Genomic DNA, 14,748 nt, shown 5'->3' with positions numbered 1-14,748 from the left:
GAGGCCGAACCAACACTGCGGCTTGTGCTGACGTACGATGTCAAGCGGACCCTTTTCCGTGAGCGCACGTCCTTCATTGCTCGTTGATGGGCGCTTCGTCGTTGCGAGCCATCGTGCCCGCCGCAACCTGAAGCGAAGAGCCAACCACCCAACAGCCGGCTACAAAGGCGATCAGGCCGTTGGGCAGATTTTGATCAAGGACAAGGATGCTGACGGACAGAGTCGCAGCGATCGCTGCGCCGAACGTTCCGGCTGCACTCATGATCTCCGCCGGCTCGGAACCGTTCCATTCTTCCGAGATGCTCGATCTCGACTTCCGTGCGACATTGCCGGCCAAGTCGATGCCGACATAATAACTGAGAGCTCCGTAGAGCATTGTTATCAGCACGATCCAGCCGCTTTCAAACAGTCCGCCTTTCTGACGCAACAGGGTCGCACCCACATAGAGGCCGCAAGAGGCTCCAACGGCTGCCAGTCCAATTCTTTCAAGGAGATGGGCCGACTTGATCAGACGGGAACGAGGGATCCGAAGACTGCCGACGTGCCTTGTGAGGGAAAATGCGTTGGAAAATGCGCTGCTTATCTTCATTGGGGGCTCCTTCTGAGTAAGTGGCAGCCTACCGGCCGACCCGAATGGAGGCTGCCAGGACGCGTTTCTCGATGCCCTTGATTCCAATTCCTGAAAAATCTGTGCTGAGTGATGGGGCTGGCTTGCTCGTGAGCGAGACGAGGAGCCAACCCAAAGCTGCGAGCACGCGGCTGCGCAGGCATTGCATATCACCCGTGTTCGTCAATCAGGTCCGGGTGGGGCAATTTCTTGCGGAAGTGATAGTTCAGAAAGAGAGTGATGGAGTATGAAGCGGTTCACATGCCGCTGTTCCCTGTCGCTCCATCCGCTCACGATTTCCGGAGGACATGTGGAGCTCGCGCCTCAGCCCGACCATTCCTCGCCCCAGACCTGGACGACGTGGCCGGGCGAGACTTCGCGATATTGCCGAACCGGCGGCTGGTAATCGGGCGCACGCACGGGACTTCTGATCTCGTCGTTCGACACGTCGCGCCGCGTGCCGCGACGCGACGGATCGGGCACCGGCACGGCGGCCATCAGCTTCTTGGTATAGGGATGCTGGGGATTGCCGAACACGGATGCGCGCGGGCCGATCTCGACGATCTCGCCGAGATACATCACCGCGACGCGGTGACTCATGCGCTCGACGACCGCGATGTCGTGGGAAATGAAGAGATAGGCAAGGCCCATGCTGGCCTGCAGGTCGAGCATCAGATTGACGACCTGCGCCTTGACCGAGACGTCGAGCGCGGAGACCGCCTCATCGGCGACGATCAGCTTCGGCCCGAGCGCGAGCGCACGCGCGATGCAGATGCGCTGGCGCTGGCCGCCTGAGAATTCGTGCGGAAAGCGCGCCGCCATGTCGGCGGTAAGACCCACACGCAGGAGGAGGTCGGCGACCTTGTCGCGCGCCTGCGACGCCGAAGCGAGGCCATTGGCGAGCAAGGGCGCAGCAATCGCCGTTCCCACCGACATGCGCGGATTGAGGCTCGCGAACGGATCCTGAAAGACGATCTGCATGTGCTTTCGAACGTCGCGCAAGGCGCGGCCATTCATGGCGAGGACGTCCTGGCCATCGATCAGCACGGTGCCGCTGTCCGGCTCCGTCAGCTTGAGGATCGAGCGTCCCGTGGTCGACTTGCCGCAACCGGATTCGCCGACCAGCGCCAGCGTCTCCCCGGCCCGCAAGGTGAAGGAGACGTTCTCGACCGCATGGACGCGACCCGAGACCTTGCCGAACAATCCGGAACGGATCGGAAAGCGCGTGGTGAGGCCAGCGACTTCGAGCAGCGGCCGCTCGGCCGTCGAGACGGTGTCGGGCGTCTCCGCCGGCTCGTCCGAGCTGCCCGTCACCTTGTCGACGATCGGAAACCGCATCGGCCGCGCGCGGCCGTCCATCGAGCCGAGCCGCGGCACCGCGGCGAGCAGCGCGCGGGTGTAGGGATGCGAGGGCGTTTCGAAGATGCGCGCGGTCGTATCCGTCTCCACCGCCTGGCCGCCATACATCACCACGGTGCGGTCCGCGATCTCGGCGACCACGCCCATGTCGTGGGTGATGAAGAGGATCGACATCCCCTCTTCCTGCTGGAGCTCTTTCAAGAGCTCGAGGATCTGGGCCTGGATCGTGACGTCGAGCGCGGTGGTCGGCTCGTCCGCGATCAGGAGCTTCGGCCTGCAGGCCAGCGCCATCGCGATCATCACGCGCTGGCGCATGCCGCCGGAGAAGCGATGCGGATGCTCGTGGAAGCGCGATTGCGCCGCCGGAATGCGGACACGATCGAGCAGGCGGATGGTCTCGGCCTCCGCCGCCGCGCGCGACAGGCCGCGATGCTGGATCAGCGCTTCCGCAATCTGGAAGCCGATGGTGAGCACCGGATTGAGGCTCGTCATCGGCTCTTGGAAGATCATGGCGACATCGTTGCCGCGGATATCCTTCATGCGCGCTTCCGGCAGCGTCAGCAGATCGCGGCCGGCCAGCGTGACACGTCCCTCGATGCGGCCGATCTCCTTTGGAATGAGCCGCATGATCGACAGCGCGGTCACGCTCTTGCCCGAACCGGACTCGCCGACGATCGCCACGGTTTCGCGCGGCGCCACGTCGAAGGAGACGTTGCGGACGACGGGAATCCATCGTCGCTCCAGCATGAAGGAGGTGGTGAGGCCGGCGACCGAGAGCACGGGGGCTTCGGCAATGACCTGCTCGTGTGCGCTCGCGCTGGTGTTCATGCGAAGACCCCAGCACGTGCGCCAGCGAAGGTACGCCCCCTCCCCCGCTTGCGGGGGAGGGTCGGGGAGAGGGTGTCTCGACAACGAAGGCTCCCCCAGAGGAGAGAACCCTCACCCGGCGCTTCGCGCCGACCTCTCCCGCATCCGCCTTCGCCAAGGCTTCGGCGGACAAGAGCGGTAGAGGTAAACTGCGCTCGTGGCTGCACCGACGTTCCCATCATCACCTCAATATCCACGCGTGCGGTCAACGAGCCCCGGCAGTTCCTCGCCGCGGCGGTGACGCTCGATGACGTCGAGCACGAAATCGACGGCGGTGTCGGGCGTCGTCATGCTGGCATTGTGCGGCGTCAGCAGAATGCGCGGGTGGCTCCAAAACGGATGGCCTGGCGGAAGCGGCTCGGGATCGGTGACGTCGAGCACCGCAGCTGACAAGGCGCCGCTGTCGAGCGCCGCAAGGAAATCAGCCTCGACGAGATGCGGACCGCGGCCGACATTGACGAGCCCCGCCCCGCGCGGCAAGCGCGCGAACAGATCCGCGTTCAGGATGCCGCGCGTCTCGTCGGTGAGAGGCAACAGGCAGATGAGAATGTCGGCTTGCGCAAGAAATTCGGGCAGCGCTTCTGCGCCCGCGTAGCAGGTGACGCCTTCGATCTCGCGCGGCGACCGGTTCCAGCCCGATAGCGGGAAGCCGAATGCCTTGAGGCGATCGAGCACGGCCTGCCCGAGCTGGCCGAGCCCCATCACGCCGACGCGCCGGCGCCTGGCCGGCGTGATCCGGATCTCGCGCCAGACCCGCTCCTTCTGCTGGCTGATGAAATGCAGGAGGTCGCGATGCAGGGCGAGCACGGCCATGGTGACATATTCGACCATGGTCTCGGCGATGCCGGGCTCCAGCATGCGAACCAGCGGAATGTGCGCCGGCACTTTCGTTGTATCGAACTGGTCGACGCCCGCGCCGACCGAGAAGACGAGCTCGAGGTTCGGAAAGGTCGCCGCGATATCGTCCGGCGGCACCCAGGCCACGAGATAGCGCACCGCGGCGGGATCGCCGATGTCGGGCCAGAGCCGGAACGGCAGACGCGGCGCGCGCTCCGCGAACAAGCGCGCCCATTCGGCACCGCGAACCATGTTGGCCTTGTAGAGAACCGTCATGCCGCGCTCAGAACGGGCTGACCGGCGCCAGCCGCCGGCCGTCGATCATGCGCTTGTGGCTGTAGGCGGCGGGATCGACCAGCGGCGTCGTGCCGGTGACGATGTCGGCGGCGAGCTTGCCGGCGGCGGGGCCGATGCCAAAGCCGTGGCCAGAGAAGCCGGTGGCGAGGAAGAAGCCGGGCAACGCATCGACCGCCGAGATCACGGGGATCGTGTCAGGCGTGCAGTCGATGGTGCCGCCCCAGGCCTCCGCGATCTCGATGTCCTTCAATTCCGGATTCGCCTTGATCAACGAGGCCAGCGCGGCATTGACCAGCGACATGTCGGGCTCGGGATCGCGCACGCGCTCGGTCTCGAACGGCGACGGCTTGTCGAAGCTCCAGCTGGTGCCGCGCACGATCTGCTCGAAGAAGGACTTGCCGAACGAGAGCTTCAGCCCGTTCTTGCGATGCAAATAAGTCGGCCAGAACGTGCGGGCGTAGCGGAACAGATCGGGCGACAGCTCGACCGTGCCGCGGTTGCGTAGCGCCAGCGTGAAACCGCCGTCGAGGCGGCGACGAATGCAATAGAAATCCGTGCCGAGCGCGCCGGAGGTGATCTCCGGTCCTGGCGTGGTCCGGCATGCGGTGGCGTTGACGAGACCGATCGGCAGCTCGATGCCGTGACGCCGGCAGAACAGCGACGACCACGCCCCACCGGAGAGCAGCACCGATTGGGTGCGGATGGTGCCCTTCTCGGTGACGACGGCGCTGACGCGCCCGCCGGTCGTCTCCAGCCCGCGCGCCGCGCAGCCCTGATGGATGGTGACGCCATGCTTGCGCGCGGCAGTGGCCAGCGCGGGCACCGCCATCGACGGCTCGGCGCGGCCGTCGCTCGGCGTGTGCAGGCCGCCGACCCATGTGTCGGTATTATCAGGCATGCGCTCGGCGACCTCGGCCGGCGTCAGGACGGTGGAGTGGACCTGCATCTCGCGCGCGACCGCGGCCCAGCGCTCCCAGCTTGCGAGCTCGTCCTTGCTCTTGGTCAGGAACAGCACGCCGGTGCGACGGAAACCGGCATCGACGCCGGCATCGTTCTGCATGTCCTCCCAGAGCCGGAGCGCCTCGCGCGCCAGCGGAATCTCCTCGCGCGCGCGACCCTGCTGCCGGCACCAGCCCCAATTGCGGCTCGACTGCTCGCCGCCGACATGGCCCTTCTCGACCAATGCGACCGAATGGCCCTTCTTCGCCAGATGATAGGCCGCAGACACACCGATCACGCCGCCGCCGATGACGACGACGTCCACCTGCGCCGGCAGGCGTTCGTCGCTATTGATGCGGTTGAGCGGCGGGGACATGGGGCACTCCTGGCGTCGGTTCGATCGAGGTCTGGTTCGTCATGGGATGTTCATGCGCGGGTCGAGCGCATCGCGCAGGCCGTCGCCGAGGAAGTTGAAGCTGGTCACGGCCAGCGTGATGGCGAGGCCCGGCGCGATCGCGAGCCACGGCGCGCTGGTGAGATAGATCTGGGCGTTGTTGAGCATGTTGCCCAGGCTCGCGGCCGGCGGCTGGACGCCGTAGCCGAGATAGCTGAGATAGGATTCCAGCAGAATCGCCTTGGCCACGTTCAAAGTCGCCGCCACCACGATCGGCGCGATCGCGTTGGGCACCAGCTCGCGGAACATGATGCGCAGGTTCGACGAGCCGAAGGCGAGTGCGGCGACCGCAAACTCACGTTCCCGCAGCGAGCGGACCTGGGCCTCGACGACGCGGGCAACCCACATCCAGGCGGTCGCCGCGATCAGCACGGTGGTGGTGACGAGACCGGGCTCGGTGAGTGCGGCCAGCGCGAGCAGCAGAAAGATGGTCGGGAAGCACAGCACCGCATCGACGAGCCGCATCAGGACAGCGCCGACCAGACCGCCATAGAAGCCGGCAAAGGCGCCGACGATGATGCCGACGACCATGGCGATCACCATCGCGACGATGCCGATCGTGAGCGAGACGCGTGCGCCCATCATCAGCCGCGCCAGCACGTCGCGGCCGAGCTCGTCGGTGCCGAGGACATGAGCCCCGGAGAGCGGCGGCGCGAACCGCTTCATAATGTCGATATAGGTGTCGTCGAACGGCAGCAGATAGGGGCCGAAGACCGAGCCGAGCACGAGCACGAGAATGATGACGGCACCGGCGAGCGCCAGACGATGCCGGCGGAAGCGCCGCCAGGCGGCCTGGCCGGGCGCGAGCTGGACGGTGGAGAGAGCCGCGGTCGTCATCGCCTAGCCCACCCTGATGCGCGGATCGACGACGGCATAGAGGATGTCGGCCAGCAGCGAGCCGATCAGCACCATCGTCGCGGAGAACATCAGGATGCCCATCACCACGGGATAGTCGCGGTAGCCGATGGAATCGAGGAACAGCCGCCCCATGCCGGGCCAGGTGAACACGGTCTCGGCCACCAGCGCGCCGCCGAGCAGCGTCGGAAATTGCAAGCCCGCCACCGTGATCATCGGCAGCAGCGCGTTGCGAAGCGCGTGCACGGTGAGAATGCGCCATTCCGGCATGCCCTTGGCGCGCGCGGTGCGGATGTAGTCCTGGTTGATCACTTCGAGCATGGAGGAGCGCATGAAGCGGCCCCACATCGCGGTCTCGACCAGCGCCAGCACCATCGCCGGCGCGATCAGATGATGCAGCAGATCGAGCAGCGAGCCGTCACCGATGGTGTGCCGGTTGCCGGCCGGCAGCCAGCCGAGCTTCACCGAGAACACGTAGATGGTGACGAGGCCGAACCAGAAGGTCGGGATCGACAGCGCGATCATGGCGCCGACGGTGGCGAGGGTGTCGAACAGCGAATAGCGGCGCAGCGCGCCGAGGATGCCGATCCAGCAGCCGAGCAGCACCGCGATGATGGTCGCCGTCGCCATCAGCTCCAGCGTGGCGCCGAGATGCGAGGAGACCACCGACAGCACCGCCTCGCCGTCGCGATAGGACTTGCCCCAATCGCCCCGCAGCATGCGGCCGAACCAGTCGAGATATTGAACCGGCAGCGGGCGATCGAGCCCGAGCTGCCTGGTGACGCGATCGAGATCCTCCTGCGTCATCTGCGCGGAGGCCGCGAATTGCGACAGCGGACCGCCGGGCGCCAGATGCAGGATGGCAAAGCCGATCGCCGAGACGATCACCAGCAGCATGATCGCCTGCGCCAGGCGGTTGACGACGTAACGGGCCATCTCAGGCTGCCCTGCGCACCTGATCCGTCAGGCCCAGTACCATTCGCGGATGTTCCAGCAATTGATGGAGGTGTTGATGTTGGGGCGGAAGCCTTGCAGCCCCTCCTTCACGCCTTCGGCGATGAAGCCCTGGAACATGGGCAGGATCGCAAAGTCGTTGCGGATCAGCTTTTGCAGCTCGCCATAGGTGGTCTTGCGCTGTGCGATCTCGAACTGCCTGGCGCCTTCCGCCAGCAGACGATCCGCCTCCGGGCTCTTGTACTGATAGGTGTTGTAGCCGCGGCCGCCCTGGGCCGGGATGGCGCCGGAGCCGAAGCGCGGCGTCACGTCGGGGTCGCTGCCGAGCATGAAGTTCACGGCGACCAGCACCGAATTGAATTTCGACTGCTGCCAGAAATCGCCCCAGATCACGGCCGCCGGCATGTTGTTGACGCGCATCGCAGCACCGATCGCGCGCCAGTCCTGGATCAGCAGCTGCTGGGTCTGCTCGCGCACCGCGTTGCCCGACGTCGTCGAGTTGGTGAATTCGAGCTTGACGCCGCCCTTCTCGCGCACGCCATTGGCACCGCGCACCCATCCGCTCGCATCGAGCAGCGCGTTGGCCTTGGCGGGATCGTATTTGTGCTGCGGCAGGCCCTGCTGGAACGACCAGGCCTGTTGCGGCACGAAGCTCTCGGTCTGCGTCGGCAGGCCGTAGTAGAGCGCATCGATGATCGCCTGCTTGTTGATGGCGAGGTAGAGCGCCTCGCGCACCGCGCGGTCGGCGAAGGGACCGAACTCCAGATTGGGTGCGATATGCTCCACCGAGGAGGTCGAGGAGACGACGATCTTGCGGCCCTTCAGCGTCTTCGCCTCCTGCACGAAGTTCGGCAAGATGCCTTGCAGGCCGGTGTAGTCGACCTGGCCGGTGCGGAACTGGGTGTAGAGGACGGTGAGATCCGGAATGTACTTGAAGACCACGCGTTCGACGTAAGGCCCCTTGCCGTGATAGCCGGTGTGGGCGTTGAGCAGGATGTGATCGCCGGGCACGCGTTCGCCCCAGCGGAACGGGCCGGTGCCAACGGGCGCATTGTGGAACGGCGAGGCGTTCGGATCGGACACCTTCTCCAGGATGTGCTTGGGCACGATGAAGGTCAGCGATCCCAGGATCGACATGTAGGGCGAATAAGGCGCTTCCATGCGCCAATGAATCTCGTCCGCCGCGACGACCTTGATGTCCTTGACCAGGCTGTGGCCGACGCGGCTGCGCGCGCGGAAATTGGAATCGTTGATCAGCTCGAGCGAGAACTTGACGTCGTCGGCCGTGAACGGCGTGCCGTCATGCCACTTCACGTCGCTGCGCAGCTTGATCTTCCAGGTTAGGCCGTCGGCCGACAGGCCGCCATTCTCGATGGTCGGGATTTCGCGGGCGAGGTCGGGAACGAATTTGCCGGCGGGGTCGATGTACCAGAGCAGCGAGAACACCTGCCACCAGACGCCCTGATCGACCTCGATGCCGGGCATCAAGGGATGAAAGACCGTCGGCTCCTGCGACAGCGCCGCGATTACCTGCCCGCGCGGCTTGTCCGGCGGATTGGTCGGGCGCTCGGTCTGCGCGAAGGCGTTACCTGAAAGCGTCCATCCCGCTGCGGCGCCCGCGCCGAGCTGAAAGAGCTGACGGCGGTTCGGACGACCGAAATGCAGTGCCTCAACGCCGAGCTTGTCGGTGTCACCTGCCATGACCCACTCTCCGTTTCCGCACGCGGCACCGTCTCCCGCGCCCCGAGACCCCGGCAAAGGGACAGGAGTGGGCTTTAGTGCTTCTAAATTTTTCAGTCAAAATTTCATCACGACTAATTACACCTGTCAATCGCATTGCTAGTATGCGCGACCTTTTCACTCCGGCTGATGCCTCGGACCGATACGGCCGGGGCTCATGATGATGCATGGGAGAGCGACATGGATGGTCGCGGCAACGCCAACAATGCGAAGGACGCCCCGGGAAACGAGGCGGACGATGCGGTCGACCAGCGCCTCGGCGAAACCGTGCGGCTGCTGCGTCAGCGCGCCGGCTTCTCGATCCAGGACGTCGCCAACAAGACGGGCCTGTCCACCGGCATGATCAGCCAGCTCGAACGCGCGCGCGCGATGCCGTCGATCCGGACGCTGCGCCTGCTCAGCATCGCGCTCGAGGTGCCCATCTCCTATTTCTTCGAGACCAGCGATCCCGCCGAGGTGCCGCGCTACATCGTGCGCAAGAACAGTCGCCGGCTGCTGCGGCTCACCGCCAGCGGCGTCGTCAAGGAAGCGCTCACTCCCGAAGGCAAGGGCCAGCTCGAGCTCTACGAGCTCACGCTCAATCCCGGTGCCTCCTCCGGCACCGACTTCCTGCAGCACACCGGCGAGAAGGCCGGCTACATCCTGTCCGGCAGCCTGCGGCTATGGCTCGACAACCAGGCCCACGTGCTGGAGGCCGGCGACAGTTTCCGCTTTCCGAGCACCGTGCCGCACATGTTCGACAATCCGACCCAGCAGGCGGCGCGCGTGATCTGGGTGACGACGCTGCGCGAAGATCGCGCGACGGTCTAGCCGATGATTCAGCTCAGCCGCCGCCGCAACGTGGCCGAGGGCGTCTCGCCGAATTTGTCGCGGTAGGCCCCGGCCATGCGGCCGAGATGGGTGAAGCCGAGATCGAACGCGATGTCGGTGACGGAGGCATCGGGCGATCCTTGCGCGAGCCGGGCGTGCAGAGCGGCAAGGCGCATGTCGAGCAGCATCTGCGAAATCGACTGGCCGAAATGACGGCGGAAGCCGAGCTGGAGCGCGCGGATGCCGATGCCGGAGGCGCAGGCGAGCTGCGCGAGATCGAGCGGCTCAGCGGCATTGTCCGCAAGATGGTCGCGCGCCGCGCGCAGCGCGCGCGGCAGCCGCTCGGCCCGGCCGGAGAATGTCGTGATCGCATCCGACAGGCCGTGCCGCTGGCCATTGAGCAGATGATCGAGCAGCAGCTCGCGCCAATCGGCTATGGCGAGCGCCGACAGCCTGCCGGACCGACCAAGACGCTCGGCGAGTGTCATCAGCTCGGCAAGACGGGTTTGCAGGACCCGCCCGGCCGGCGTCTCCAGGTCGATCACCGGATCGAACTCGACCGTGCCCGATGCCCTGCCCGACAGCGCCGCGGCGCGCTGCTCGACGATGCGACGGTCGAGCAGCAGGATCGCCTGCCCGCAGTCGCGCCACATCATCCGGGTCGGGATCGTCGGCGACAGCAGCGACGCCGTCCGCTCCGGCGCGGCCTCGAGCTCGGTGATTCCGGCGCGGATATGGGCTGTGCCCGTGAGCGGAATCTGCACCAGGAAGAAGCGCTCGAGGCAACCGGGATCGATGCAGACCGATCCGCCGTAGGCGACGTAATTGATCGAAAAGCCGTCGAAGGCGGCGCAATTGTGCCGGGCCGAGAAGCCGGCCGCGCGCGCCTGTGTCGGCTTGAGGTCGTGCGGGCAGAAGATGCGTCCGATCTGTTCGGCCGCTTCGTCGACATCATCGGTGGTGACGCGGGCGAAATCCGCAAGCCGTTCGGCTGCGGACGCCCTTGCGCCCATTTCCAGCACGGCTGCGGACATCGTCGACCACGCTTCGCGTCACGGAATTGCTTTAAGCCTATAATAATTCTGCGGACGCGAAAAGGCCGGCCTTGCCAAAATCGTCATGCTGCACGGCAACAGGCGCACCCGGATTCGTTTAGCGGATAGACAACCTCCCCGTGTCGACGGAAGCTCCATCCCCGCCGGAATCCAATGGGAGCGCGCCATGACTGCACTCGAAAAAGGCATTACCGCTAACGGCACAGGCTACGGCGGCAAGAGCTGGAACATTCTGGGCCAGGTCTATTTCCCCAAGGCCGTCACCGATTCCACCTTCGCGTTCGAGACCAACAGCGATCCCGGCCAGTTCGTGCCGGTGCACATCCATCCGACCCAGGACGAGTTCATCCTGGTGCAGGAGGGCACGCTCGACCTCAAGCTCGACGGACAATGGGTCAAGGCCCATGCCGGCGATCTGGTGCGGATGCCGCGCGGCATCCCGCATGGCTATTTCAACAAATCCGACAAGCCGTGCCGGGCGCTGTTCTGGGTCTCGCCGATGCAGAAGCTGGAGGCGCTGTTCAACCAGCTGCACAATCTGACCGACCCTGCCGAAGTCGTGCGCATCTCGGCGCTGCACGAGGTCGATTTCCTGCCGCCCGAGGCCAACGACTAGGTTCCTCGTCCACTTCATCTGCTTGCTGGCCCGCCAGCCGCGCCTTGCGGCCGAACGTGGCCGCTTGCCCGAAACACATTGCGAGCAAACCCCATGGTCAGTCCCAAGCATGTCTGCGTGATCGGCGCCGGCGTCTCCGGCCTTGCCGCCGCCAAGGCGTTCTCCAACCGCGGCCACCGCGTCGCCATCGTCGAGCGCAGCAGCGATCTTGGCGGCGTCTGGGAGCCGGCGCGCTCCTATCCCGAGGTGCAGACGCAGAGCCCGAAGGAGCTCTACCGCTACACCGACCGCGCCATGCCGGAGGATTATCCGGAATGGCCGACCGGGCCGCAGGTCCATGACTATCTCGCCGACTACGCCAGGAGCTTTGGCCTCGACCGCATGCTGCGCCTCGACACCGAGGTTGCCGGCATGGCGCGGCGCGCCGACGGCAAGCCCGGCTGGACGCTCGCGCTGAAGAGCAAGGACGGCGCGAGCACGCATGAGGACTTCGATTTCGTCGCCGTCTGCACCGGCCAGTTCAACGAGCCGCGCGAGCTGCATTGCCCGGGCGAGGATGCCTTCCTGGCACAGGGCGGCCAGATCCTGCACTCCTCGAAATATTGCGATCCCTCGCTGGCGAAGGACCGCCGCGTCGTCGTGCTCGGCGGCTCGAAATCGGCGACCGACATCGCGGTCAACGCGGTGAAGTCGGGCGCGCGCGAGGTCACCATCGTGATGCGCGAGCCGGTCTGGCGCATTCCCTATTTCATCGGCGGGCTCGTGAACTTCAAGCGCATCCTCTACATCCGCGCGCAGGAGGAGATGTTTCCTGGCTGGGGCATGAGCGCGATGGGGCGGCTCGCGCATCGCATCGCCGCGCCGCTGGTCTGGGCAAACTGGCGCGGGCTGGAAAGCCTGTTGAAGGCGCAGCTCAAGCTCGGCCGCTGCAACATGGTGCCGAAGGAGCGGATCGAGGACGGCGTCAACTGCTCGGTGCCGATCGCAACGCCGGGCTTCTATCCGATGGTCGCCGACGGCCGCATCAAGGCGGTGTTCGGTACGTTCGACCATTACGACGGCGACAACATCGTGATGAGCGGCGGCGAGCGGGTGGGCGCCGACGTCGCGGTGCTCGCGATCGGCTACAAGCTCGGCGTGCCGTTCCTGCCCGAGGCCTACAGGCAGAAGCTGGTCGATGCCGACGGGCAGTACCGGCTCTACCGCCTGATCGCCAACCCCGATCTGCCCGAGCTCGGCTTCGTCGGCTTCAACTCCTCGTTCTGCACCGTGCTCTGCGCCGACCTCGCCGCCAACTGGCTGGTGCGCTACGCCGACGGCCAGCTCGCCAAGCAGCCGACGGCGCAGCAGATGCGCGACAACATCGAGATGATGCTGCACTTCAAGCGCGTCGAGCGGCCGGCCGCGGGCGTCTATGGCGGCCTGTGCGTCGCGCCCTATCACTACCGCCATTTCGACGAGCTGATGGCCGACATCGGCGCGAAGAACCAGAAGCGCGGCGGGCTTGCCGGCCGCTTCCAGCCGCCGGATGCGGATGCCTATGCAAAATTCCTGGCGACGGCGCCGGACTATCGGGCGGCATAAGAATTCCGACTGAGCGGGATTTGCGTCTCGCCAGCGCGTGCCTCTGTTGCTTACGATCTCCCTGGCCAACGAATCGACAGGAACCGGCCATGGGATTCAGACGTCTCGCAATCTTTGCGGCTGTTGCCTTCTTCGTCGCGGGGCCTGCCCTCGCGCAGAAGGGTGCGCTCACGGCCCAGCAATCGGAGGCGGTCGCCGCCTATGACCGGGCGCTCGCCGGGTTCAAATCGATCCTGGCCGAGCGCCGGCGCCAGATCGACGCGAAGGAGCCGCTGCCGAACCTGCCGGGACAGGCGCTTTATCTGGCGCGCGTCGCGGTGATCAGCACTTATAAGGATCTCACCGACGCCATGCCGTCGCGGATCGGCCGGCCCAACAAGTTCGAGATTCCCCCGGCTTATTTCGATGCCGATATCGAACCTCTGATCGACGAATATTCAAGACTGTTCGACGTCATGGAGGCACCGCCCGCCAACGCGCAGAACTCGGCGACGCCGTTCAAGGACGTCGTCGATCTCGCCACGGTGATCGCGCGCGCCAAGGGGCTCGCGCCCGAGCACGCCGACGTTGCAGGACGCATCAGCCTCGGGCTGTTCTTTGCCGAGACCAACGGCAAGCAGAACGTTCGCAACGGACGCTCGAACACCTATATGGGCAGCTTCCAGACCGGCCCCTCCGAGGACCGCAACGGTCACAGGAAATGGCAGGCGATCAAAAGCGAGATCGCTGCGATCGATCCGGGCTTGAGCGCGCGCGACGACAAGGAGGAGGCGCGGGCGCGCGGCACCGACCACCGCTTCAACCACTGGACCAACGTGCGCGACGGCCTGATGAACGCACACGCGGACGTGTTCCGCGAGATCCCCGCCATCGTGAAGACGCTGCCCGACCCGATCGACCAGATGAAGCTGTTCGAGCTGATCCAGATCGTGCCGACCCCGACGCGGGCCGCGCTCAAATCCGGCGATCTCCTGAACTACAGGGTCTCCAGCCCCACGGTCATGAAGCACCTGCGCAACAACAGCATCTTTGCCTTCGGACAGGCCGACCGGGCGCGCAGCTCCGCCAGCTTCCGCGAGATTCTCGCCGCGATGTGGTTGTTCAACCGCAAGTTCGAGAAAGCGATGGCGAAGTATGCGGAGATCAGGGGGCGGTAGCCGGCGGTCGAGACTGCGATCAGACATCGCAAGCCGCCAGTGAGCGGGACTAGGCATCGCGGCGACAGCGAAGCAAGCGCCTCGTCCTTCGAGACGACCGCTTTGCGGTCTCCTCAGGATGAGGCTAAACGGCAGTAGTACTCGTTGAAATTGGCGCCGCGCACTCGGTCCTCATCCTGAGGGCCCGCCAACGGCGGGCGTCTCGAAGGATGTGCCGCGGAGCACACTACTCCGTCCGGATCGGCGCGTCCTTCAGGCCGTTGTCGTCGAAAGCTTTGCGCAAAGTGCCGTTCGTCACCGCCTCGGTCATGAATTTTGTGACGAAGGTCAGCGCCTGGCTGTGGCCGAGCGGCACGGCGACGGCGGTCACGGTCTTCTTGAACGTCTCGTCCAGCACGCGCGTGCCCGGAATCTTCTGCGCCATCTTGTTGAGCTGGTCGCGCGACAATGCGAAGGCGTCGATCTCGCCGCTTCCGAGCAGGCCGAAGATTGAGCTGGTCCCGCAAATCTGAACAGCGCGATAAGTGGAGTTTCTGCCTGACGGCGGGCAAGATTGACCCGCGAATCAGGAGAGACGATGAGCAGACGAGCACGGCGGAACCACACTCCGGCTTTCA

At 65.5% G+C, this 14,748-nt stretch carries 12 protein-coding genes and 1 pseudogene; 4 read left to right on the top strand and 9 right to left on the bottom strand.

The annotated features are described in order from the left end of the window. Positions 1 to 73 precede the first annotated feature (73 nt). The 7 genes from AC066S_RS21870 to AC066S_RS21840 all read right to left on the bottom strand — a co-directional run bounded on the left by AC066S_RS21870 (position 74) and on the right by AC066S_RS21840 (position 8,870). A complete protein-coding gene (locus AC066S_RS21870) occupies positions 74 to 589 on the bottom strand; it encodes a hypothetical protein (protein ID WP_126255178.1) in 516 nt (171 codons plus the stop codon). Between the two features lie 342 nt (positions 590 to 931). Continuing rightward, positions 932 to 2,794 (bottom strand): ABC transporter ATP-binding protein, encoded by a 1,863-nt coding sequence (locus AC066S_RS21865; protein WP_478270586.1) that lies wholly within the window; start codon positions 2,792 to 2,794, stop codon positions 932 to 934. A gap of 225 nt (positions 2,795 to 3,019) precedes the next feature. Continuing rightward, a complete protein-coding gene (locus tag AC066S_RS21860) occupies positions 3,020 to 3,946 on the bottom strand; it encodes a 2-hydroxyacid dehydrogenase (RefSeq protein ID WP_126255176.1) in 927 nt (308 codons plus the stop codon). Positions 3,947 to 3,953: 7 nt separating this feature from the next. Next, entirely contained in the window at positions 3,954 to 5,282 is a 1,329-nt protein-coding gene (locus tag AC066S_RS21855) for an NAD(P)/FAD-dependent oxidoreductase (RefSeq protein WP_478270585.1), read from the bottom strand. Between the two features lie 39 nt (positions 5,283 to 5,321). Beyond that, positions 5,322 to 6,197, bottom strand: coding sequence for an ABC transporter permease (locus AC066S_RS21850; protein WP_478270584.1), 876 nt, complete (start codon positions 6,195 to 6,197; stop codon positions 5,322 to 5,324). Between the two features lie 3 nt (positions 6,198 to 6,200). Next, complete coding sequence (locus tag AC066S_RS21845; protein ID WP_126255173.1) at positions 6,201 to 7,151, bottom strand: ABC transporter permease; 951 nt, start codon at positions 7,149 to 7,151, stop codon at positions 6,201 to 6,203. Positions 7,152 to 7,178: 27 nt separating this feature from the next. Continuing rightward, on the bottom strand, positions 7,179 to 8,870 hold the full coding sequence (locus AC066S_RS21840) for a peptide ABC transporter substrate-binding protein (RefSeq protein WP_135168648.1): 1,692 nt from the start codon (positions 8,868 to 8,870) through the stop codon (positions 7,179 to 7,181). Between the two features lie 219 nt (positions 8,871 to 9,089). On the opposite strand from AC066S_RS21840, the gene AC066S_RS21835 reads away from it, so the two are divergent. Next, complete coding sequence (locus AC066S_RS21835; RefSeq protein ID WP_126255171.1) at positions 9,090 to 9,719, top strand: cupin domain-containing protein; 630 nt, start codon at positions 9,090 to 9,092, stop codon at positions 9,717 to 9,719. An 8-nt stretch (positions 9,720 to 9,727) separates the two neighbouring features. On the opposite strand, the gene AC066S_RS21830 is transcribed toward AC066S_RS21835, so the two are convergent. Next, positions 9,728 to 10,753, bottom strand: a complete 1,026-nt coding sequence (locus AC066S_RS21830) for an AraC family transcriptional regulator (protein ID WP_478270583.1) — start codon at positions 10,751 to 10,753, stop codon at positions 9,728 to 9,730. Between the two features lie 187 nt (positions 10,754 to 10,940). On the opposite strand from AC066S_RS21830, the gene AC066S_RS21825 reads away from it, so the two are divergent. From AC066S_RS21825 to AC066S_RS21815, 3 genes are all read left to right on the top strand, one after another. Further along, positions 10,941 to 11,390, top strand: a complete 450-nt coding sequence (locus AC066S_RS21825; RefSeq protein WP_024339447.1) for a cupin domain-containing protein — start codon at positions 10,941 to 10,943, stop codon at positions 11,388 to 11,390. Positions 11,391 to 11,483: 93 nt separating this feature from the next. Next, complete coding sequence (locus AC066S_RS21820) at positions 11,484 to 12,974, top strand: flavin-containing monooxygenase (protein ID WP_478270582.1); 1,491 nt, start codon at positions 11,484 to 11,486, stop codon at positions 12,972 to 12,974. An 89-nt stretch (positions 12,975 to 13,063) separates the two neighbouring features. Continuing rightward, complete coding sequence (locus tag AC066S_RS21815) at positions 13,064 to 14,131, top strand: hypothetical protein (RefSeq protein ID WP_478270581.1); 1,068 nt, start codon at positions 13,064 to 13,066, stop codon at positions 14,129 to 14,131. Positions 14,132 to 14,357: 226 nt separating this feature from the next. Here the strand turns inward: AC066S_RS21815 and AC066S_RS21810 are convergent. Beyond that, positions 14,358 to 14,621 (bottom strand): annotated as a pseudogene (locus AC066S_RS21810) (amino acid ABC transporter substrate-binding protein); the annotation flags it as partial. Positions 14,622 to 14,748: the final 127 nt, after the last annotated feature.

Source organism: Bradyrhizobium sp. CFUWI (assembly GCF_056429085.1).
Note: the sequence above shows the minus strand (reverse complement) of the source record. Positions and strands in the feature narration are given on the sequence as shown.